This is a genomic window from Agilicoccus flavus (genome assembly GCF_014857905.1).
GTDB classification, from domain to species: domain Bacteria; phylum Actinomycetota; class Actinomycetes; order Actinomycetales; family Dermatophilaceae; genus Agilicoccus; species Agilicoccus flavus.
On the sequence record NZ_JACYXE010000007.1, the window covers coordinates 65,966 to 86,271 of the forward strand.

Genomic DNA, 20,306 nt, shown 5'->3' on the forward strand with positions numbered 1-20,306 from the left:
GCTGTCCTCACAGTCCCAGGATCGTGCCGGCGATGATCGTGCGCTGGATCTCGTTCGAGCCGCCGTAGATCGAGGCCTTGCGCATGTTGAGGTAGCGCGGCGACGCGTGGGCGGCCCAGTGCGGCAAGCCTTGGGCCCCGTCGCCGTCGCCGAGGGCGAGCGCGGCCGGCCCGGCGAGGTCGACGAGCAGCTCGGTGACCGCCTGCTGGGTCTCGGTGCCGTTGAGCTTGAGCACCGAGGAGGCGGGGTGCGGCTTGCCCTCGTCGGAGTTCGCGACCACCCGCAACGCGGTGAGCTCGAGCGCGAGCAGCCGGTTCTCCAGTTCGGCGATGCGGGCCGCGACGAGGGGGTCGTCGAGCAGCGAGGACCCGCCCGGTCCGCCCGTGGCGGCGATCCGCTTGGCGTCGGCGAGGGCGCGCTTGATCGACGCCACCGGGGCGACGCCGACCCGCTCGTTGCCGAGCAGGAACTTCGCGTACGTCCAGCCCTGGCCCTCCTCGCCGACGAGGTTCTCGACGGGCACCCGCACCTGGTCGAACCACACCTCGTTGACCTCGAACGAGCCGTCGATGAGCTCGATGGGACGCACCGTGACGCCCGGCGAGGTCATGTCGACGAGCAGGAGCGAGATGCCCATTTGCCGCTTGGGTGCCTGCGGGTCGGTGCGCACGAGCGTGAAGATCCAGTCGCCGTGCTGACCGAGCGTGGTCCACGTCTTCTGCCCGTTCACGACGTACTCGTCGCCGTCGCGCACGGCCGTGGTGCGCAGCGAGGCGAGGTCGGAGCCGGCGTCGGGTTCGGAGAAGCCCTGCGACCACCAGATGTCGAGGTTCGCCGTGGCCGGCAGGAACCGCTCCTTGAGCTCCTGGGACCCGAAGGCCGCGATGACCGGGCCGATCATCGAGGCGTTGAACGACAGCGGCGGCGGCACGTTGGCGAACCGCATCTCCTCCAGCCAGATGTGGCGGCGCAGCGGGCTCCAGTCGCGGCCGCCCCACTCGGCCGGCCACGCGGGCACGGCGATCCCGGCCGCGTTGAGGATGCGCTGCGCGGCGACGATGTCGTCCTTCGAGTGCTCTCGCCCCTGGGCGAAGGATTCCCGGATCTCGCTCGGGACCTGGGTCGTGAAGAACTCGCGCATCTCCTCGCGGAACGCGGCGTCGTCCTCGGACAGTCGGAGTCTCATCCGGATCGTGTCTCCTGATCGGTGGTCGCGGTGCTGACGGCGGTCGTCGTGGTGGTCGGGCGAGGGGTGGTCGTGCGCCGAGTGGTCGTGCCCGTCGTGGTGGTCGGCGTCACTGCGCGGCGTCGGCCTCGGCGGGCTCTGCCGAACCGGGGGAGGCCAGCGTGCGGCGCAGCTCGCGCTTGAGGATCTTGTGGCTGGGTCCCATCGGCAGCGTCTCGACGATCTCCACGCGCCGCGGGTACTTGTGCTTGGCGAGGTGCTCCTTGCCGTAGGCGATGAGTTCGTCGGGGGTCGCCCCCGCCCCGGGCTTGAGTGTGACGACGGCGCACACCTCCTCGCCCTGCTCGTCGTGGGGCAGGCCGATGACGGCGACCATGTCCACGGCGGGGTGGCGGATGAGCGACTCCTCCACCTCGCGCGGATAGACGTTGAAGCCGCCGCGGATGATGAGGTCGGTCTTGCGGTCGACGATGCGCAGGAACCCCTGTTCGTCCTTGATGCCGATGTCGCCGGTGCGGAACCAGCCGTCGACGATCGCGCGCGACGTGGCCTCCGGGTCGTCGAGGTAGCCGGCGAAGACGGCGTGGCCGCGCGCGACCACCTCGCCGCGTTCCCCGGTCGGCAGGAGCACGATCTCGTCCTCGATGCCCTGGTCGGCGATCTCGACCTCGACGCCCCACACCGGGTGGCCCACGGTGCCGGCGCGGGTGCCGTAGCGGTCCTGGTTGACGGTGATCGTCGGGGACGTCTCGGACAGCCCGTACCCCTCGTGGATGGTCGTGTCGAAGCGGGCGTCGAACGCCTCGAGCACGGCCACCGGCAGGGAGGCGCCCCCGGAGACGCACTGGCGCAGCCGTGGCGGCTCCGGCGCGTCGGGTGCGTTCGCGGCGGCGAGGAGCTGGACGAACATCGTCGGCACCCCGAAGAAGCCGGTCGCCTTCTCGTCCCGCATGAGTCGCAGGCACTCCTGCGGGTCGAAGCGGGGCAGGAGGACGAGGGTGCCGCCCACGCGCAGGGTGCTGTTCATCGACACGTTCTGCCCGAAGACGTGGAACAGCGGCAGGCAGCCCATGACGACGTCGTCGGGCAGGAACGGGTTGCTGTCGAAGGCGTTCGTCAGCACGTTCATCGTCACGTTGAGGTGCGTGAGCAGGGCGCCCTTCGGGTGGCCGGTCGTGCCGCTCGTGAAGAAGATGACGGCGACGTCCTCGGGGGAGCGCGAGACGTACGTCGGCAGGGGTTCGGTGTCGAAGGCCGAGGCGATCTCGACGGCCTCGGCGCCGGCCTGCTCCGCCGCGCCCTGCGCGATCCCCGCGAAGCTGTCGTGGAAGAGGACGTGCTTCGCGTGCGAGACCCCGAGCAGGTAGGCCGCCTCGCGGGGGCTGAGCAGGGTCGGCACCGGGACGACCGTGGCCCCCATGACGAGGATGCCGTAGTAGCCGGCGACGAAGTCGGTGACGTTGGGCGCGAGCAGGCCGACCCGATCACCCGGACGGACGCCCCGTTCCTGCAGCGCCGCGGCCACGCGGCGCGCCTGCTCCCACGCCTGCGCGTAGGTGACGCGTCGGTCTCCCTGCACGAGCGCCACCTTGTCGGGGTAGCGGCGCGCCGACTCGGCCAGGATGCTGGCGACGGACATCGTGGGCATGCTCATCACGTCCTTACTCTCGGGCGGGGCCCGTGGGCGGTGGGTCGGGTGGTGCGCTGACGGGTCAGGGGACGAGGACGCTGACGACCTCGGCGACGCAGGCGGGCTTGGTCGAGCCCTCGAGCTCGACCGTCACCCGGGTGACGGCCTGCCGGCCCATCGCGATCTCGGTCAGGGAGACGAGTTCGACGTGCCCCCGCACCCTCGACCCGACCGGGACCACGGTGGGGAACCGGACCTTGTTGCTGCCGTAGTTGAGCGCGAGCTTCAGCCCCTCGACGCGGTACGTCTGCGCCGTCATCGACGGCACGAGCGAGAGGGTGAGGTAGCCGTGGGCGATGGGCTTCCCGAACGGGCCGTCCTTCGCGCGCTCCGGGTCCACGTGGATCCACTGGTGGTCGTTGGTCGCCTCCGCGAACGCGTCGATCTTCTCCTGGGTGACCTCCACCCAGTCGCTGGTGCCGAGGGACGTGCCGACCGCGGCCGCGTACTCCTCGATGCCGTCGAACACCTGCATCGCCGTTCTCCTCTCTCGCGTCGGGCGCTCAGGCCCGGGGTCCGCCGGCCACGTAGATGACCTGGCCGCTGACGAAACCGGCCTCCTCGCGGCAGAAGAACGAGGCGGTGGCGGCGATGTCGTCGGGGGTGCCGCCGCGGCCCACCGGGATCTGCGCGGCGGCGGCCTTGCGGAAGTCGTCCCACGCGACGCCGACCCGCGCGGCGGTGGCCTGCGTCATCTCCGTCTCGATGAAGCCGGGGGCGATGGCGTTGGCCGTGACCCCGAACTTGCCGAGCTCGATGGCGAGGGTCTTCGTGAACCCCTGCATGCCGGCCTTGGCGGCGGAGTAGTTGGCCTGCCCGCGGTTGCCCAGGGCGGAGGTCGACGACAGGTTGACGATGCGGCCGAAGCCGGCCTTCGTCATGTACGCCTGGCACGCCTTGCTCATGAGGAACGCGCCGCGCAGGTGGACGTTCATGACGGCGTCCCAGTCGTCGACGCCCATCTTGAACAGCATGTTGTCGCGGATGATCCCGGCGTTGTTGACGAGGACGACCGGCGGGCCGAGCTCGTCGGACACGCGGGCGACGGCGGCCTCGACCTGGTCGGGGTCGGTGACGTCGCAGCCGACGGCGAGGGCGCGGGCCTGCGGGTTCTCGGCGGTGATGGCGTCGACGACGCCCTGGCACGCGGCCTCGTCGAGGTCGAGCACGGCCACGGCCATGCCGTCGCGGGCGAGGCGGGCGGCGACGCCGGCGCCGATGCCGCGGGCCGCCCCGGTGACGACGGCGACGCGCTGGGACTGCTCGTTCACGGGTTCTCCTGACGGTGGTGGGGTTCGGTGCTGCGCGGACGGGCCGAGGGTCAGCTCAGCCGCTCGAGGATCATCGCCATGCCCTGCCCGCCGCCGACGCACATGGTCTCGAGGCCGAACTGCTTGTCGTGGTGGCGCAGGGAGGTGATGAGCGTGCTCGTGAGGCGCGCGCCGGTCATGCCGAACGGGTGCCCGACGGCGATGGCGCCGCCGTTGACGTTGAGCCGGTCCTCGTCGACGCCGAGCTGCCGGGCGGACGGGATGACCTGCGCGGCGAACGCCTCGTTGATCTCGACGAGGTCGATGTCCGCCATGCTCAGGCCGGCGAGGTCGAGGGCGCGTCGGCTCGCCTCGACCGGGCCCAGGCCCATGATCTCGGGCGAGAGCCCGGTCAGGCCCGTCGAGACGATGCGGGCGAGCGGGGTGAGGCCGAGTTCCGCCGCCGCGACGTCGCTCATGACGACGACCGCCGCGGCGCCGTCGTTGAGGGCGCAGCAGTTGCCGGCCGTCACCGTGCCGTCGGGGCGGAAGACGGGCTCGAGCGTCGAGACCTTCTCGTAGGTGACGCCGGCGCGGGGGCCGTCGTCGGCGCTGACGACGGTGCCGTCCGGCCGGGTGATCGGGGTGATGTCCTCGGCCCAGAAGCCGTTCGCGAGCGCCTGCTCGGCGAGGTTCTGGCTGCGCACGGCGAACCGGTCCTGCTCCTCCCGGGTGGTGCCCGTGAGCTGGGCGACGTTCTCGGCGGTCTGCCCCATGGCGACGTAGACGTCGGGCAGCTCGCCGTCCTCGCGCGGGTCGTGCCAGGTCTGCCCGCCGGCGGCGAGGCGCTCCGTGCGGGCGCCGGCGGCGGCGAAGCGGGGGTTCTTGGCCTCCGCCGGGCCGTCGGCCGATCCGACGTCGAAGCGGCTCACCGCCTCGACCCCCGCCGAGACGAAGACGTGGCCCTCTCCGGCCCGGATGGCGTGCATCGCCATGCGCGTCGTCTGCAGGCTCGAGGAACAGTACCGGTTGACGGTCGTGCCGGGCAGGTGGTCGAGGCCGAGCAGCGTGGCGACGACGCGGGCCTGGTTGAACCCGCCCTCGGCGGCGGGGGACCCCGTGCCGAGGATCAGGTCGTCGATCCTGGCGGGGTCGAGGCCGGGCACCTGGTCGAGGGCGGCCCGCACCATCTGCGCGGCCATGTCGTCCGGGCGCATCGAGGCCAGCGACCCCTTGAAGGCGCGGCCGATCGGGGAACGGGCGGTGGCGACGATCACGGCGTCGGGCATCTCATCTCCAAACCAAGCGCTTGCTCTTCGGTGAGCGTTTGCTTAGCCTCACTCACGACGGGTCACCCGTCAAGCGAGACCACGGGAGGTGGCCGTGACGCAGGAGAAGAGGTCCGCTGCGGCCACGGCCGCCGCGGCGCGCATCCTCGACGCGGCGACGGCCGCGTTCGCCGAGCTGGGGTTCCACGGCACGTCGACCCGCGACATCGCCGCCCGCGCGGGCATGAGTCCGGCCGCGATCTACGTGCACCATCGCTCCAAGGAGGAGCTGCTGTACACGATCTCGCTGTCGGGGCACCGGCGGGTGCTCGACGCGATCCGCGAGGCCTCGGCGGCCGGCATCACCCCCACCGACCGGCTCGAGCGGGTCGCCCACAGCTTCGGCACCTGGCACGCCGAGGGCCACGTGCGGGCCCGGGTCGTCGACTACGAGATGGGCGCGCTCACCGCGGCGCACCAGGAGGACGTCGCGGCGGTGCGCCGCGACATCGGCACCGTGCACCGGTCGATCATCGAGGCGGGCGTCGCCACGGGGGAGTTCGCGGTGGCGGACCCGTCGATGACGTCGGTCTCGATCATCTCCCTCGGCGTCGACATCGCCCGCTGGTACCGGCCCGAGAAGGCGTGGACTACGGCGCAGGTCGTGGCGCACTACCGCGACACCGTGCTGCGGATCGTGGGCGCGGCGCCGCGCTCGTGACCTGAACGATCGAGGCGTGAGGGTCCGGCCGTGCGGCGAACGCCGGCGAGCTCGCGAGCCGCAGTGAGTGCGACCACGAGCACGTCGCGTGCGCGCCCTCTCAGGACCGGCGCAGGACGGCGACGAGGAAGCCGGAGTCGTCGGTGAAGGGGCGCAGGTCCCAGCTCGAGAGCAGGACGTCGGGCACGAGGCCCGCCGTGCGCGCGTCGTCGAGGAACTCCGCGAACGGGTAGCCCCGGCCGGCACCGAAACCCACGACGGCGCGGCCGTCGAGGTCGAGGTGGTCGGCGAACCGGCGCAGGATGTCGACGCGTGTGCTCGGCGCGACGAACGTGACGACGTTGCCCGCGCAGACGATGACGTCGAACCGCTCCGGACGGTCGAGGTCGGCGAGGTTGCCCGCCACCCAGGTCGGCCCGGGATGGTCCGCCTCCGCCGCGGCGATGAGCGCCGGATCGACGTCCACCCCGACGACGACGTGTCCGACGCGGTGGAGGTACCCGCCGAGCCGGCCCGGCCCACAGCCGGCGTCGAGGATCGTCGCGCCGCGGCCCACCATCGCGTCGACGAGGCGGGCCTCGCCGACGATGTCCTCGCCCCGCTCCGCGAGGCCGCGGAACCGGTCGATGTACCAGGCGGAATGGCCGGGGTTCTCTGCGATGATCCGCTCCCACTCGCCCTGCTCGTGCGTCATGCGTGGTGCCTCTCGGGTCGGTTCGTCGGATCCCCGGCGGCCGGGGTGGTCGGTCCGGCGTCGGGCGTATCGACAGCGCCTGCGGTCTCGGCCGCGCCGGGGACCTCCGCCGCGACGGCGAGCTGGTGGCGGGGGCGGGCGAGGCACAGGGTGAGCAGGGTGGCGACGCCGATGACGGTCGCGGGCACGAGGATCGTCTCGGACATCGCGTCGGCGAGGGCCCCCGTGACGGCCGGCGGGACGGATCCGGACCCGGTCCGACCCTCCGCGACGGCCCCGGACGCCCCGGGCAGGTGCGCCGCGATGCGGCTGCCCATGACCGTCGCGACGACGGCGCTGCCGATGACCGACCCGATCTGCCGGGTCGTGTTGTAGACGCCGGCGCCCGCACCCGCCTTGTCGCGGGGGAGGTTCGCCGTCGCGGACGTCGACAGCGGCCCCCACACGAAGCTGTTCGCGGTGCCGAGCAGGAACATCGGCAGCAGGAGCGCCCAGACGGGCGAGTCGGTCGTCATGACCCGGCTCAACCAGAACAGCGAGATGGACCAGCCGACGAACCCGCCCGTCGCGAGCAGGCGCGGGTGCAGGCGGTTGACGAGCCCGCCGACCCACCGCGCGAGGACGATCGACATGACGGCGGTCGGGGCGGTGAGCAGGGCCGCCTGGGTGGGGGTGTAGCCCCGGGCCTCCTGGGCGAAGATCATCAGCGCGAACGGCATCGCGGTCACCGTGAATCCGACGACCACGATCGAGGCGTTGGCGACGGCGAAGTTGCGGTCGGCGAAGAGCCCGAGGGGCACGAGCGGCGCGGTCCGGTTGACGTGTTGCCAGCCGACGAACGCCGCGAGGACGAGCAGCCCGGTCACGATGAGGCCCCACACCGAGATCGGCCCGGCGATCGTGCCCCACTCGTAGGTGTTGCCTTCCTGGATGCCGAACACGAGCAGGAAGAGGCCGAGCCCCGAAAGGGCGACGCCGAGCCAGTCGAGCCGCATCCGGCTCGTGGGCAGGACGGGCAGGAGCCGCCACGCCAGCGCGAGCCCCACGAGGCCGACGGGCACGTTGACGAAGAAGATCCACTCCCAGCCGAGCGAGTCGAGCAGCAGGCCGCCGGCGATCGGGCCGACGAGGGTGGCGACGCCGGCGGTGGCGCCCCACAGCGCCATCGCCGTGCCGCGCCGAGCCGGCGGGAACAGGCGGGTGATGAGCGCCATCGTCTGCGGGGTCATGACGGCCGCCCCGAGGCCCTGCACGACGCGGGCGACGATGAGCCACTCGATCGTGTGGGTGAGTCCGCAGGCCAGCGAGGCGAGGGTGAACACGGCGAGCCCGGTCAGGTACATCGTCCGCTGCCCGAACCGGTCCCCGAGCCGGCCCGTGATGAGCAGCGGCACGGCGTACGCGAGCAGGTACGCGCTCGTCACCCAGACGACCTGGTTGACGTCCGCGCCCAGCTCGGCCATGAGGGCCGGGGTCGCGACCGAGACGATCGTCGAGTCGACGAGGATCATGAAGAAGCCCGCGAGGAGGGCCCAGAGGGCGCGCCAGGCGCGGCGCTCGTCGATGGGTCCACCGGCCGTCGCCGAATCCGGGTTCGCCGCGTCCGCCGGGCCCGCCGAATCCGTCGACCCGTCCGGGGCGCCCGCGCCGGTCCGCGCCGCACCGGTGCCCGTCGACCCCACGGTCGAGGGCCGCGCGGCGTGGCGGGGGGTGTAGGACCTGCTCATGTCGTCTCCGTCTGCGGGTGATGCGGGTGGGGCAGCGGACCTCCCGAGAGATCGGCCGGCGCGGGACTCATCCCGACCCGAGGGCGTCTCGGACCCCCGTCTCGGGCGGGCCGAGCACCGGGTCGCGCCGCGTGAGGACGTCGAGCGCCGCCTTGACGTTGGCGAAGACCTCGCGGACCTGGCCCTCGCGCCACAGCGACGACCATCGACGGGCGCTCGAGTCGCCCACCCCCACGGCATCGACGCCGAGGGCCGAGCAGATCGCGAGGGCCCGGGGCAGGTGGTAGGCCTGCGACACGACGACGAGCCGGTCGACGCCGAAGATCCGGGTGACGCGGGCGCACGAGTCGTACGTGTCGCGGCCGGCGTAGTCGGGGACGATCTTCTGCTCGGGCACGCCGTGCGCGACGAGGTACCGCTTCATCGCGGTCGGCTCGTCGTAGTGCTCGGAACTGTTGTCGCCCGACACGAGCAGCACCTCGACCCGCCCCGCCTTGTACAGCGCCCGGGCGAGGTCGAGGCGGGCGGCGAGGAAGCCGGACGGCCGGCCGTCGGGGCCGACCCCGGCGCCGAGGACGAGCGCGACCTCCTCGGCGGGGATGTCGGTCGAGTCGTGGAGTCGCCCCGCCGAGGCGCCGTGGGTCCAGATCCAGGGCCCGACGAGGACGGCGATCCCCGTCGCGGTCACCGCGAGCGCGGCCCGCCGCACGCGCCGGTGCCGTCGGTCGGATCGGATGGTGAGCGGGCCCCCGGCGTGGGCGCCGGCGCCCACGCCGGGGGCGCCGCTCACGCGTCCGCGCCCAGTCGGGTCCCCGCCTCGACGCGCCCACCCTCGGTGCCGAGGGTGGCGTTGCCGCTGACGGCCACGTCGGGGCCGAACGCCCAGTCGCCCTCGACGGTCAGGCTGTTCGCCTCCTTGAGGGAGGGCACCCCCGCGGCGAAGCGCTCCTCGAAGTCGCCGATCTTCTTGTAGGCCTTGCCGAGCGTGATCGTGGGGGCCTGCTCGACGGTGAGCCGCAGCCGGCCGTCGTCGCCCACGTCGTAGACGTCGCTGCGCAGCAGGAGGAGCTCGTTCGTCGTCTTGACGGGGAGGAAGCGGGTGCGCGGGACGCAGATGGCCTGCGCGCCTTCGAACACCTCGACCGCCGCGCCCATCGCCGACTCGATCTGGATGACCTCGGGGGAGCCGGAGTCCTTCGGGTCGACGGTCTTGCTGTTGCGGATGAGGGGCAGGCCGAGGACGCCGCCGCGCTCCTCGAGCACGGACAGGACGCGCTCGAGGTCGAACCACAGGTTGTTGCAGTGGAAGTACGGGTGCCGGTGCTCGTCGGTGAAGTACTCCATCTCGTCGTCGGCCGTCTGCGCCGTGTCGCGCAGGATGAGCTGGCCGTCGCTGCGGCGGATCGCGAGGTGGCCGCCCTTGCGGTCCATGGCGGTGCGGCGGCAGACCTCGGCCGCGTACGGCGCGCCCGAGGCGGCGAACCAGCCCGCGAGCCGGGCGTCGGGCCCGGCGCCGAGGTTGTCGGAGTTGCTCACGCTGGCGTAGCGGTACCCGGCGTCGACGAGGGCGCGCAGGATGCCGGTCGACAGCAGGGACGGGTAGAGGTCGCCGTGGCCAGGCGGGCACCACTCGAGGCGAGCGTCGGCCGGCCACTCCACGGGGGTGAGGTCGTCGGCGCGGAGCTTGGGCTCCTGGCTCTGCAGGAAGTCGACCGGGAGGCCGTCGACCTCGACGTCGTCGTGGTTCTCGAGGGCCGCCAGCGTGTCGTCGCGGGTGTTGAAGCTGTTCATGAACAGGACCGGGAGCCGGGCGCCGTACTCGCGGCGGGCCGCGCGGACCTGGTCGAGGATGAGGTCGAGGAAGGTCTTGCCGTCGCGCACCGTGAGCAGGGACTTGGCCTGGGCCATCCCCATCGAGGTGCCGAGGCCGCCGTTGAGCTTGATGAGCACCGTCTTGCCGATCGCGTCGCGGACCGTGGCGTCATCGACGTCGACGTCCTCGAGTTTCGGGGGATCGGTGAGGGGCTCGATGGTGTCCTCGGGGATGAGGCCCGTCTCGCCCCTCTCGAGCTGACGGTAGTAGTCGGCGAAGACGTCGACCGCCGCCTGCGCGACGCCCGCCTCCTCCATCTTGGTGCGTGCCTGTGCCAGACCGGAGTCGCTCATGTCCCGATCGTAGGTGAGCCCCCCGACAGACTCGTGCGCTCGGGGCGATCCGTTACGGCCGCAAGCGAATGCGCCGGTCGGCGGGGCGAGACGGCGGGTCGGCCGTGGATTCTGTCGGTGCGGGGGTCTGCGTTCGATGCATCCAGTCGCCAGCCGGAGGTCCGCCCATGTCGCCGTCGTCCCGCCCTTCAGTCCCCTCCGCCGCACCGTCCGACGCGCCGCTCGCGTCGGCCGACGCACCGCAGGCCGGCCCCGGCCGGTGGCGGTCCAACCCGGCGCTGACGCGGCGTTCGCTGCTCTCGCTCGGCGTCGCGGCCTCGGCGATGGGCGCCCTCGCCGCGTGCGGCAGCAACACGGGCCGCGACGAGGCCCCGGTCGGCGGCGGGGGCACGAGCGGCGGCTCCACGCCGACGCTCAACCAGTGGTACCACCAGTACGGCGAGGCCGGCACGCAGCAGGCGGTGCAGCGGTACGCCAAGGAGTACCCCGACGCGACCGTCAAGGTCACGTGGAAGCCGGGCGACTACGACCAGTCGATGGTCGCCACCCTCCTCACCGCCGGAGCGCCCGACGTCTTCGAGTACGGCAACGGACCGACGATCGACATGATCACCGGCGGGCAGGTCGCCGACCTGTCCGACCTGTTCGGCGACGCCAAGGCCGACTTCGACCAGGCGCTGATCGACCGCGTCACCTACCAGGGCAAGATCTACGCGATCCCGCAGGTCTTGGACTCCCAGGTGCTCGTCTACCGCAAGAGCGCGCTCCAGAAGGCGGGGGTCACGCCGCCGGCGACGGTCGACGAATTGCTCGCGGCTGCCAAGACGCTCACCTCCGGCGACGTCAAGGGGCTGTTCGTCGGCAACGACGGCGGCGTGTCCATCCTCGGCGGGCCCATGCTCTGGGCGAGCGGCCTGGACTACCTGACGAAGGAGAACACCTTCGGCTTCGACGACCCCAAGGCCGTCGCGGCGTTCACCAAGCTGCGGGAGCTGTTCGCGAGCAAGACCCTGCTGCTCGGCGCGCCGAAGGACTGGTTCGACGCCTCCGCGCTGACGCAGGGGCTGGCCGCGATGCAGTTCACCGGCCTGTGGAACCTGCCGGCGATCGAGAAGGCGATCCCGGGCGACTACGGGGTGCTGCCCTGGCCGGCCATGCCCGGCGGCGCGCCCGCCGTGCCCGTCGGCGCGTACGGCGCGTGTGTCTTCGCCAAGGGCAAGAACGTCGACGCGGCCAAGAAGTTCGTCAAGTGGCTGTGGATCGACTCCACCGACCGGCAGCTCGACTGGGCGCAGTCCTACGGCTTCCACATCCCCGCGCGGCAGAGCCTCGTCGGCCGGGCCGAGAAGCTCAAGAGCGGGCCGGCCGCGGAGGCCGCCAAGATCGTCACCGACCACGGGCACGCCCAGACGCCGCTGCTGTGGACGCCCAAGTGCTCGACCGCGTTCGGCGACATGATGACGCGCATCGTCAAAGAGGGCGCCGACCCGAAGGCCGAGATCGCCAAGGTCAAGGCCGTCGCCGAGGCCGAGCTCGAGCGGCTCGGGGTCTGAGCGGGTGAGCAGCGCCGCCCTCGGGTCGGCCGCCGACGCCGCGCCCGCGCGAGGTGGGCCGGGCGGTCGACCGGCCGAGCCCGGTGTGAGCGCGGCCCGCCGGGCGCCGCCGTGGCGCCGGCGCCTCCTCGGCCGCCAGAACCAGAACCTGTGGTTCTGGGTGTTCGTCGGGCCGTTCTTCGCCGGGCTCGTCCTCTTCATCTACGTGCCCATCGCGTGGAGCGCGTACCTGTCGTTCTTCGAGGCGTACAACACGGTGTCGCCCACCCGCATGGTCGGGTTCGCGAACTACACCGACATGCTCGGCGACCCGAACTTCCGCTCCAGCCTGACGACGTTCCTCGTGTTCGCGGCGTTCATCGTGCCGACGACGTTCGCGCTGTCGCTGGCGACCGCCGTGCTCGTCGCGCGGACGCGGGTGGCGCAGGCGTTCTTCCGGTCGGTGTTCTTCCTGCCCACCGCCTGTTCGTACGTCGTCGCCGCCCTCATCTGGAAGATGTCGATCTTCTCGGGCGTGCGGTCGGGCCTGGCGAACACGGTGCTCGGGTGGTTCGGCGCGGAGTCGGTCCCGTGGCTGTCGGTGACGAATCCGCCCTGGTACTGGCTCGTCATCGTCAGCGCCAGGCTGTGGCTGCAGGTGGGGTTCTACATGATCCTCTTCCTCGCCGGGCTGCAGCGGATCGGTCCCCACCTCTACGAGGCGGCCGCCATCGACGGCGCGACGGGCTGGAAGGCGTTCCGCCACATCACGTTCCCGCTGCTGCGCCCGACCTCGACGGCCGTGCTGCTGCTCCTGCTCATCAACGCCTTCCAGGCGTTCGACGAGTTCTTCAACATCCTGTCGAGCTTCGGCACCTACCCGCCGTACGCGCGCCCGCCGCTCGTCTACCTCTACTACACGGCGCTCGGGCAGGGGCAGGACTTCGGCCACGGCAGCGCCGGCGCGATCATCCTCACCGCGGTGATCGCCGTCATCGCCGTGGCCTTCAACCGCCTGTTCGTCCGGGAGGCCGACTGACATGGCCGTCGTCGATCGGTCCCGCGGGGCCCGCCTCGGAGCGCTGGCGCGATACACCGCCCTGGGCGTCGCCGCCGCCCTCTTCCTCGTGCCGTTCTACCTGCTCTTCCGCAACGCGTTGATGACCGAGGCGGAGCTGACGTCGCCGACGTGGCACCTGCTGCCGTCCTGGCGCTGGGAGAACTTCACCCTCCTCTTCAGCGACCCGGCCGTCCCCATGGCGCGCTCGCTGCTCAACTCCCTCGCGATCGCGATCACCCAGACGCTCGGCGTCCTCGTCGTCTCCGGCCTGGCCGGGTACGGGCTCGCACGCATCCCGTACCGGTGGAGCAACCTCGTCTTCTACGCGGTGACGGCCTCCCTGCTCATCCCCGCGGCGGTGACGTTCGTGCCGAGCTTCGTGCTCGTCTCCTCGCTCGGCTGGGTCTCGACGCTGCGAGGTCTGATCATCCCGGGCCTGTTCCAGGCCCTGGCCACGTTCCTGTTCCGGCAGTTCTACCTCGGCTTCCCTAAGGAGATCGAAGAGGCGGCGTTCATCGACGGCCTCGGCTACTGGGGCACGTTCTGGCGCGTGGTCGTCCCCAACTCGGGCGGCTTCGCGGCCGCCATCGCGACGATCACGTTCATCGGCAGCTGGAACGCCTTCCTCTGGCCCCTCGTCATCGCCCAGGACAGCGAGGCGTGGACGGTCCAGATCGCGCTGTCGACGTTCCTCACCGCGCAGTCCGTCGACCTCGCCGAACTGTTCGTGGCCGCCGTCGTCGCCATCCTCCCGCTGCTGCTCATGTTCCTGTTCCTGCAGCGCTGGATCGTCGAGGGGGTCGAACGGACGGGCATCGCCGGCGACTGACCGGGCGGGCGACGGCCCCGTCAGGAACGCGCCCGCTCCAGCAGGGCGACGATCTCGCGGCGGGAGCGGTCGGCGTCGGCCTCACGCTCGGACTCCTGCACGTCGTGGGTCTCGAGCTCGAGGATGTAGGTGCCCTCGAACCCACCGGCCTCCAGTGCGCCGATGACGCCCGCGAAGTCGGCGTCGCCGCGGCCGATGCCCACGTTGAGGTCGCCCGGCACCGCGTCGCGCAGGTGGACGCGCTCGACGCGGGAGCCGAGGCGCCCGGCCCACTCGACCGGGTCGTCGCCCGAGGCGACGACGTGCGAGACGTCGAGGAGCAGGCCGAACACGTCCGGCCCAACCGCCGCCAGGAGACGGTCGGCGGCCTCGACCGAGTGGACGAACCGGCGGTGGTGCAGCACTTCGACGAGCAGGCGGACGCCGGACTGCTCGCACCACGACGAGAGCAGCCGCAGGTTCTCGGCGATCCGCGCGAGGTCGCCCGCCTCGTCGACGAACGGCTCGTAGGCCGCCCGGCCGCACGGCACGATGAGCGCACCGCCGGTCGCCGCGGCGAGGTCGATGAGCGGTCGGGCGATCCCCCGCAGCGCCTCCGGCGTCAGGGCGGGGTCGTTGAGGTCCCCGACGTCGGAGTTCACCGCGCCGCAGCGCAGCCCGTGCCGGTCGAGCGCCTTGACGTAGGTGGCCGGGTCCCCGGCGAACGGTACGGGCACGTGGTCCGTCACGGCGGGGATCGCGCCGAGGTCGACCTCGACGGCGCCGAGGCTCCCGATGATGTCGAGCGCCTCCTCCAGCGGGCGGAAGCGGAACGAGATGGTCGAGAGGCCGACGCGGTCGGCGAGAGGGGTTCTCATGCGCGAGGCTCCGATCGGGTGGGGAGGACGGCGGTCGGCCGCGGCGGGTCGTCGCCGCGGCCGCGGCACGGGTGCGGGGTCACGCGATGTAGGCGCCACCGTTGATGTTCTGGGTGCACCCGGTGATGTATCCGGCGTCCTCGCTGCTCAGCCACACGAACGTCGCCGCGATGTCCTCGACGCTCGCCTGGCGGCCGAGCGGGATCGCCGCGGTGATCGCGGCCTCGAGCTCGTCGCTCGTGCCCGACAGCCGGATGTCGGTGTCGACGGCGCCGGGGCTCACGGCGTTGACCGTGATGCCGTGCCCGGCCACCTCGCGGGCGAGGGAGCGGGTCAGGCCGAGGACACCGGCCTTCGCCGCGCTGTACGGGGTCTTGGAGAAGACGCCGCCGCCCTGCTGCGCCGAGACGCTCGACATGTTGACGATCCGGCCGTAGCCGTTCTCGATCATCGCCGGCAGGAACGCCTGGCACGTGAGGAAGACGCCGGTGAGGTTGATGTCGACGATCCGGTGCCACAGCTCGAGGTCGACCTCGAGGAACGGGACCGGAGAGGGGACGCCCGCGATGTTCGCCAGCGCGCCGACCGGCGGGAGGTCGGAGGCGTCGATCGCCGCGGCGGCGGCCCGGACCGACCCCTGGTCGGTCACGTCCACGCGGGCCGCGAGGACGGGGACGTCGTGGGCCTCGCGGACCCGGGCGGCGGCGGCCTCGACGCCGTCGCCGTCGATGTCGAGCAGCGCGACCGCCCACCCCTCGCGGGCGAACCGGAGCGCGGTGTGGAAGCCGATCCCCCGCGGGGACGCGGCCCCCGTGACGACCGCCGTGCGCGTTCCGACCCCGGTTCCGTACCCCATGACTGCTCCTTCGACCTCGTCGTCGCCGCCGGCGGACACCGTCGGCTGTCGACTGTCAACATAGGGGGAGGTGCGGGGAGCGTCAAGGGCCCGGAGGGGCGGCGGGGCTCTTGGGCTCAGCCCAGGCGGGCGACGACCGTGGTCGTGCCGGGCTCGACCTCGGTGAACCCCGCGTCGCGGACAGCCGCCAGGCGGTGATCGCGCCAGGCCGCGGCGGGATCGGCGAGTCGGGCGCGCAGCCGAGACCACTCGGCCTCGTCGACCTCGACCGCCACGGCCGGGCACCCGGCCTCCCACCAGCGACGCAACAGGCCCGGGTCGTCGCCGGCGGCGAGCGCCGCCGCGATCATCCCCGCGTGGCCCGTCTGCGCCATGAGCTTGCCCGTCGTCAGGCCGGAGCCGGCGGGCAGGTGGAGCCTCAGCACCGGCCCGCGATCGGGCGGGGTCAGGGCGTCGGTCGCGGTCGGCGGGGTCGCGGCGAGCGGGTCGAGCGGGTCGGATGCAGGGTCGGTGTCGCGGGGGAGGTCGGTGCCGCCGACCTGCAACTTTGCGATGCGGCGGTCGAGCTGCGCGACGAGTCCGGGCACGAGGGCGCGCACCTGGGTGCCGTCGGCCTCGGCACGACCACCGTCGCGGCGGTCGAGGCCGTCGCCCTCGTCGGTGGCGGCGCCGCGACCGCCGGCGCCGGCCGGGGCGCCCTCATGGGCGGCCTGTGCCGCGTCGGCCGGCCGGTCGTCGCCGGTCGCCGTCGTGCGGTCGAGGCGACCCGGCGCGGTGAGGGTGAGGCCCGGCAGGTCGGCCGTCACCGCCCAGGCGGCTCCGCGGGCGCGGCGCCCCACCTTGCGGATGTGCCCGCCGCAGTAGGCGGCCACCTCCTCGTGCCACGCGCCCCCGGGTGCACTGCGGGGGTCGAGGCACAGCAGGGCGCACGCGGTCGCGGACAGCTCGAGGGCCCGGCGGTGGCTCGGCGCGCCGCCGCGCTCGAGGCGGAGGAGGAGCTGCAGGGCCCGGATCCGGTCGGGGTTCTCGTCGCGGTCGCGGGAGACCCCGGCGTCGTCGAGCCCGAGCCACGACGCGTACCGCCGGCGCAGCGGCGCGAGCACGGCGCCGAACTCGGCCGGAGGCTCCGGCGCGACGCTCGGCTCGGAGCCCGAGGGCCGCTCGGCGTCGGGCGCCACGCCGTCCGCGTCACCGGGCGCCCCGTTGCTCACCTCGAACGGCTCGTCGCTCATGCGCTCGCGTGCCGGACCCACACCGAGGTGGCGTCGGCCATGTGGTCGCGCACGGCCTGCTGAGCGGCGGCGACGTCGCCGGCCCGCATCGCGTCGACGATCGGGGCGTGGTGGGCGCGGGACATCACGGCCTGGGAGGCGCGGGCCGCGTCGGCGAGGATGACGACGAGCATGCGGTCGTGCAGCAGGCGCCACGTCTCGAGCAGGATCGCGTTGTCGGCCAGTTCGCACAGCTTCTCGTGGAACGCGAGGTCGCGGCCGATGCGGTCGGCGAAGGGGGCGTCGGCGTCCTCGTCGTAGGGCAGGGCGGCCTCGAGGGCGGCGAGCCGCTCCTGTGCGTCCGCGGCCCCCATGACCTCGGCGACGGCGAGCCCCTCGAGCGCGGTGCGGACGTCGAAGATCTCGGCGACCTCGGTGGGGGTGGGGCGCCGCACCTGCAGGCCGCGGTCGGCCTCGGCGACGAGGCCGCTCTGCTCAAGGGTGCGCAGCGCCTCGCGGACCGTGCCGCGGCTCACCCCGAGCTGCTCGGACAGCTCCACCTCGGCGAGCCGGGCGCCGGGGGCGAGCTGCCCCGAGACGATCGCGGTGCGCAGGTTGGCGAGCACCTGCTCGCGCAGGGTCCGGCGGCTCACGCTGGCCAGTTTCGGCACGCTCACGGAGGCCTCCTCGGTGGAGTCGGGTCTCCGGGGGTGGAGTTCGGGTCGCCGGCGCTCGGCTGCTCGACCCCTCGCGCCGGCGGAGACGCCTCGGCCCGATGACCAGGCATTCTATCAGTCATTTGCCGACCGCTAGCGGTTGACTGTTGACAGTCCGACGTCAGCGGTGCGAGGGTGTGCCAACTGTTGACAAAGACGTCGGCGTCGGCCGATGCATGACCGGAAGGTTCTGCGACATGACCACCGAATCCCTGGCGATGCGCGGTCCCGTGCACGGCAGCGCCGACGTCAAGCGCGTCGCCTACGGCAGCTCGGCGGGCGCCATCATCGAGGCGTACGACTTCATCGGCTTCGGCACCGCCGCCGCCCTCTACTTCGGCAAGGCCTTCTTCCCCGGCGGCGACGAGGTGACGGGCGTGCTCCTATCCTTCGCCACCCTCGGCGTCGGCTTCGTCGCCCGGCCGCTCGGCGGCATCCTCGGCGGCCACCTCGGCGACAAGATCGGCCGCAAGCCGGTGCTCGTCGCCTCCCTCATCGTCATGGGCCTGGCGACCTTCGTCATCGGCCTCCTGCCGACCTACGCGGCCGTCGGCGCCCTCGCCCCGACCCTGCTCGTCATCGTCCGCATCATCCAGGGCCTCGCCTACGGCGCGGAGTGGGGCGGCGCGATCCTCATGACCTACGAGCACGCGCCCTGGTCGGCCAAGGGCGCCTACACCGGGCTCGTGCAGGCGGGCTTCCCGGTGGGCCTCCTCTTGGCGAACCTCGTCTTCCTCGCCTCGGTGCACCTGCCCGGCGACTGGGCGTGGCGCGTGCCGTTCCTCGCCAGCGCGATCCTCGTCATCGTCGGCCTCATCATCCGCTCCAAGGTGCCCGAGTCGCCGGTCTTCGAGGACGTCAAGGCCAGCGGCGACATCGTCAAGAACCCCATCGTCGAGGTCGTCCGCAACGACTGGCGCAACATCGTGCGCGGCATCGGCCTGCGCATCGCCGAGACCGCCGGTTACGCCGTCGCGATCACGTACATGATCAGCTACCTGCACACCGCCAAGCTCGCGAGCAGCGCCAACACGATCCTCGCGCTGTGCATCGCGTCCTTCCTCGGCATCTTCGCCACCGTGGCCTGGGCCCGGCTCACCGACAAGATCGGCCGCAAGCCCCCGTACGTGTGGGTGTGCATCTTCAACGCGCTCTGGGCGATCCCGATGTTCCTGCTCGTCAACACCGGTCTGGTCTTCGCCATCGTCGTCACCCTGACGATCTCCTACGTCGTCAGCCAGAACGCGCTCGCCGGCTCGCAGGGCACGTGGTTCCCCGAGCTCTTCCAGGCCAAGACCCGCAGCTCCGGCGCCTCGCTGGCCTACCAGATCTCGGCGATGATCTCGGGCGTCACGCCGTTCCTCACCACGCTGCTCTTCATCCGGTTCGGGTGGATCGGCCCGGCCCTGCTGTTCGCCGCGTACGCCCTGCTCGGCCTGTGGGCCGCGCTCGTCACCCCCGAGACGTGGGGCCGCGCCGAGCGCGACGCCGCCCGCCACGCCACCGAGACCACCGAACGCCCCGCGTGGGCCTGACCGTCGACCGAAGGGACTCCCTCGACATGACCGACACCGGCACCGTCCACCGACGGCAACACGACCTCGACCGCGACGTCCGCCTCAAGGCGATCCGCGAGGCCGCCTACAACATCCGCATGGGTGTGCTCGAGCAGGGCCAGGCCCAGGGGGAGGGGTACGTCGGGCAGGGCCTCGGCGCGGCCGACATCCTCGCCGTCGTGTTCCGCGACCAGCTCACCTACGACCCGAGCGACCCGGAGTGGGAGGGCCGCGACCGGTTCCTCCTCTCGACGGGGCACTACGCCCTCGCGGCCTACTCGGCCTTCGCCGAGGCCGGGATCGTCCCCCGCGAGGAGCTGCTCACCTACGCCGCCGACGGCTCCCGCCTGCCGATGTCGGGGATGTCGACGTACACCCCCGGCATGGAGATCTCGGGCGGCTCGCTCGGCCACGGCCTCACCCTGGGCGTCGGGCACGCCCTCGGCCTGCGCGCCCAGGGCAAGGACGCCAAGACCTTCGTCTTCTTCTCCGACGGCGAGCTCGACGAGGGGTCCACGTGGGAGGCGGCCATGAGCGCCGCGCACTGGCAGCTCGGCAACCTCGTCGCGATGGTCGACATGAACGGCCTGCAGGCCGACGGCCCGACCGGCGACATCCTGTCCAACGAGCCGCAGGAGGAGCGCTGGGCGTCCTTCGGCTGGGACGTGCACCGGGTGGACGGCAACGACCCGGTCGCCCTCCTCGACGCGTTCGACGCGTGCGTCGACGGCGCGCAGGCCACCGGGCGCCCGCACGTCGTCATCTGCGACACCCGCGTCGGCGCCGGGGTGCCGCTGCTGGAGAACCGGGAGAAGTTGCACTTCATGCGCGTCGAGGCCGAGGACTGGCCGGTGTGCATGGGGCAGCTCACGCATGGATACGAGGCCGCCGCCGCGGCCGGGACCGACGGGAAGGTCGCCTGATGACCGACACGACCCAGGCCGCACGGGACACGCGGGCCCCGCAGGCCGACGGCACCGACGCGCC

19 protein-coding genes are annotated in these 20,306 nt (G+C 72.5%); 6 read left to right on the top strand and 13 right to left on the bottom strand.

Annotated features, from left to right (window positions below; genetic code table 11):
• Window positions 1-7 precede the first annotated feature (7 nt).
• The 5 genes from ICW24_RS11510 to ICW24_RS11530 all read right to left on the bottom strand — a co-directional run bounded on the left by ICW24_RS11510 (window position 8) and on the right by ICW24_RS11530 (window position 5,415).
• The gene (locus ICW24_RS11510) at window positions 8-1,186 is read right to left on the bottom strand and encodes an acyl-CoA dehydrogenase family protein (RefSeq protein ID WP_226345864.1); all 1,179 of its coding nucleotides are present in this window, start codon (window positions 1,184-1,186) and stop codon (window positions 8-10) included.
• A 109-nt stretch (window positions 1,187-1,295) separates the two neighbouring features.
• Entirely contained in the window at window positions 1,296-2,834 is a 1,539-nt protein-coding gene (locus tag ICW24_RS11515; protein WP_226345865.1) for a long-chain-fatty-acid--CoA ligase, read from the bottom strand.
• A 64-nt stretch (window positions 2,835-2,898) separates the two neighbouring features.
• A complete protein-coding gene (locus ICW24_RS11520) occupies window positions 2,899-3,351 on the bottom strand; it encodes a MaoC family dehydratase (protein ID WP_226345866.1) in 453 nt (150 codons plus the stop codon).
• 28 nt (window positions 3,352-3,379) lie between these two features.
• Entirely contained in the window at window positions 3,380-4,147 is a 768-nt protein-coding gene (fabG, locus tag ICW24_RS11525; protein ID WP_226345867.1) for a 3-oxoacyl-ACP reductase FabG, read from the bottom strand.
• Between the two features lie 50 nt (window positions 4,148-4,197).
• On the bottom strand, window positions 4,198-5,415 hold the full coding sequence (locus ICW24_RS11530; protein WP_226345868.1) for an acetyl-CoA C-acetyltransferase: 1,218 nt from the start codon (window positions 5,413-5,415) through the stop codon (window positions 4,198-4,200).
• A gap of 94 nt (window positions 5,416-5,509) precedes the next feature.
• On the opposite strand from ICW24_RS11530, the gene ICW24_RS11535 reads away from it, so the two are divergent.
• Window positions 5,510-6,115, top strand: a complete 606-nt coding sequence (locus ICW24_RS11535) for a TetR/AcrR family transcriptional regulator (protein ID WP_226345869.1) — start codon at window positions 5,510-5,512, stop codon at window positions 6,113-6,115.
• Window positions 6,116-6,215: 100 nt separating this feature from the next.
• Here the strand turns inward: ICW24_RS11535 and ICW24_RS11540 are convergent, their stop codons facing one another.
• The 4 genes from ICW24_RS11540 to ICW24_RS11555 form a co-directional block, all read right to left on the bottom strand.
• On the bottom strand, window positions 6,216-6,809 hold the full coding sequence (locus ICW24_RS11540) for a class I SAM-dependent methyltransferase (RefSeq protein ID WP_226345870.1): 594 nt from the start codon (window positions 6,807-6,809) through the stop codon (window positions 6,216-6,218).
• Complete coding sequence (locus tag ICW24_RS11545) at window positions 6,806-8,536, bottom strand: DHA2 family efflux MFS transporter permease subunit (RefSeq protein ID WP_226345871.1); 1,731 nt, start codon at window positions 8,534-8,536, stop codon at window positions 6,806-6,808. Before ICW24_RS11545 ends, ICW24_RS11540 begins: the two co-directional genes overlap by 4 nt.
• Window positions 8,537-8,603: 67 nt before the next feature.
• Window positions 8,604-9,326 (bottom strand): SanA/YdcF family protein, encoded by a 723-nt coding sequence (locus tag ICW24_RS11550; RefSeq protein ID WP_226345872.1) that lies wholly within the window; start codon window positions 9,324-9,326, stop codon window positions 8,604-8,606.
• Window positions 9,323-10,702: a UTP--glucose-1-phosphate uridylyltransferase gene (locus ICW24_RS11555; RefSeq protein ID WP_226345873.1), complete on the bottom strand. Its 1,380-nt coding sequence runs from the start codon at window positions 10,700-10,702 to the stop codon at window positions 9,323-9,325. The genes ICW24_RS11550 and ICW24_RS11555 overlap by 4 nt, the downstream gene beginning before the upstream one ends.
• Window positions 10,703-10,869: 167 nt before the next feature.
• Here ICW24_RS11555 and ICW24_RS11560 point away from each other — a divergent pair, with 167 nt between their 5' ends.
• Genes ICW24_RS11560 through ICW24_RS11570 form a run of 3 tightly spaced genes read left to right on the top strand, consistent with a single transcriptional unit; the run spans window position 10,870 to window position 14,123 of the window.
• The gene (locus ICW24_RS11560; protein ID WP_226345874.1) at window positions 10,870-12,255 is read left to right on the top strand and encodes an ABC transporter substrate-binding protein; all 1,386 of its coding nucleotides are present in this window, start codon (window positions 10,870-10,872) and stop codon (window positions 12,253-12,255) included.
• Between the two features lie 4 nt (window positions 12,256-12,259).
• Window positions 12,260-13,273 carry a carbohydrate ABC transporter permease gene (locus ICW24_RS11565; protein ID WP_226345875.1) on the top strand — a complete coding sequence of 338 codons (1,014 nt, stop codon included), beginning with the start codon at window positions 12,260-12,262 and terminating at the stop codon, window positions 13,271-13,273.
• A gap of 1 nt (window position 13,274) precedes the next feature.
• Window positions 13,275-14,123: a carbohydrate ABC transporter permease gene (locus tag ICW24_RS11570; RefSeq protein WP_226345876.1), complete on the top strand. Its 849-nt coding sequence runs from the start codon at window positions 13,275-13,277 to the stop codon at window positions 14,121-14,123.
• Window positions 14,124-14,143: 20 nt separating this feature from the next.
• Here ICW24_RS11570 and ICW24_RS11575 read toward each other — a convergent pair whose 3' ends face one another.
• From ICW24_RS11575 to ICW24_RS11590, 4 genes are all read right to left on the bottom strand, one after another.
• On the bottom strand, window positions 14,144-14,980 hold the full coding sequence (locus tag ICW24_RS11575; protein ID WP_226345877.1) for a sugar phosphate isomerase/epimerase family protein: 837 nt from the start codon (window positions 14,978-14,980) through the stop codon (window positions 14,144-14,146).
• A 79-nt stretch (window positions 14,981-15,059) separates the two neighbouring features.
• A complete protein-coding gene (locus tag ICW24_RS11580) occupies window positions 15,060-15,836 on the bottom strand; it encodes an SDR family NAD(P)-dependent oxidoreductase (RefSeq protein WP_226345878.1) in 777 nt (258 codons plus the stop codon).
• A 116-nt stretch (window positions 15,837-15,952) separates the two neighbouring features.
• On the bottom strand, window positions 15,953-17,068 hold the full coding sequence (locus tag ICW24_RS11585; protein ID WP_226345879.1) for an aminoacyl-tRNA hydrolase: 1,116 nt from the start codon (window positions 17,066-17,068) through the stop codon (window positions 15,953-15,955).
• Window positions 17,065-17,724, bottom strand: coding sequence for a GntR family transcriptional regulator (locus tag ICW24_RS11590; RefSeq protein WP_226345880.1), 660 nt, complete (start codon window positions 17,722-17,724; stop codon window positions 17,065-17,067). Before ICW24_RS11590 ends, ICW24_RS11585 begins: the two co-directional genes overlap by 4 nt.
• A gap of 236 nt (window positions 17,725-17,960) precedes the next feature.
• Between ICW24_RS11590 and ICW24_RS11595 the strand changes: the two genes are divergently transcribed.
• Together ICW24_RS11595 and ICW24_RS11600 are read left to right on the top strand one after the other, a co-directional pair.
• Window positions 17,961-19,298 (top strand): MFS transporter, encoded by a 1,338-nt coding sequence (locus ICW24_RS11595; RefSeq protein ID WP_226345881.1) that lies wholly within the window; start codon window positions 17,961-17,963, stop codon window positions 19,296-19,298.
• A gap of 26 nt (window positions 19,299-19,324) precedes the next feature.
• Window positions 19,325-20,242, top strand: coding sequence for a transketolase (locus tag ICW24_RS11600; RefSeq protein ID WP_226345882.1), 918 nt, complete (start codon window positions 19,325-19,327; stop codon window positions 20,240-20,242).
• The last annotated feature ends 64 nt before the right edge of the window (window positions 20,243-20,306 follow it).

What these genes read in the sequence shown, in the direction of transcription:
- ICW24_RS11570 (WP_226345876.1), top strand. Translation starts at nt 13,275, where the DNA reads ATGGCCGTCGTCGATCGGTCCCGCGGGGCCCGCCTCGGAGCGCTGGCG.
- ICW24_RS11510 (WP_226345864.1), bottom strand. Translation starts at nt 1,186, where the DNA reads ATGAGACTCCGACTGTCCGAGGACGACGCCGCGTTCCGCGAGGAGATG.
- ICW24_RS11575 (WP_226345877.1), bottom strand. Translation starts at nt 14,980, where the DNA reads ATGAGAACCCCTCTCGCCGACCGCGTCGGCCTCTCGACCATCTCGTTC.
- ICW24_RS11585 (WP_226345879.1), bottom strand. Translation starts at nt 17,068, where the DNA reads ATGAGCGACGAGCCGTTCGAGGTGAGCAACGGGGCGCCCGGTGACGCG.
- ICW24_RS11520 (WP_226345866.1), bottom strand. Translation starts at nt 3,351, where the DNA reads ATGCAGGTGTTCGACGGCATCGAGGAGTACGCGGCCGCGGTCGGCACG.
- ICW24_RS11530 (WP_226345868.1), bottom strand. Translation starts at nt 5,415, where the DNA reads ATGCCCGACGCCGTGATCGTCGCCACCGCCCGTTCCCCGATCGGCCGC.
- ICW24_RS11540 (WP_226345870.1), bottom strand. Translation starts at nt 6,809, where the DNA reads ATGACGCACGAGCAGGGCGAGTGGGAGCGGATCATCGCAGAGAACCCC.
- ICW24_RS11560 (WP_226345874.1), top strand. Translation starts at nt 10,870, where the DNA reads ATGTCGCCGTCGTCCCGCCCTTCAGTCCCCTCCGCCGCACCGTCCGAC.
- ICW24_RS11600 (WP_226345882.1), top strand. Translation starts at nt 19,325, where the DNA reads ATGACCGACACCGGCACCGTCCACCGACGGCAACACGACCTCGACCGC.
- ICW24_RS11555 (WP_226345873.1), bottom strand. Translation starts at nt 10,702, where the DNA reads ATGAGCGACTCCGGTCTGGCACAGGCACGCACCAAGATGGAGGAGGCG.
- ICW24_RS11545 (WP_226345871.1), bottom strand. Translation starts at nt 8,536, where the DNA reads ATGAGCAGGTCCTACACCCCCCGCCACGCCGCGCGGCCCTCGACCGTG.
- ICW24_RS11515 (WP_226345865.1), bottom strand. Translation starts at nt 2,834, where the DNA reads ATGCCCACGATGTCCGTCGCCAGCATCCTGGCCGAGTCGGCGCGCCGC.
- ICW24_RS11595 (WP_226345881.1), top strand. Translation starts at nt 17,961, where the DNA reads ATGACCACCGAATCCCTGGCGATGCGCGGTCCCGTGCACGGCAGCGCC.
- ICW24_RS11580 (WP_226345878.1), bottom strand. Translation starts at nt 15,836, where the DNA reads ATGGGGTACGGAACCGGGGTCGGAACGCGCACGGCGGTCGTCACGGGG.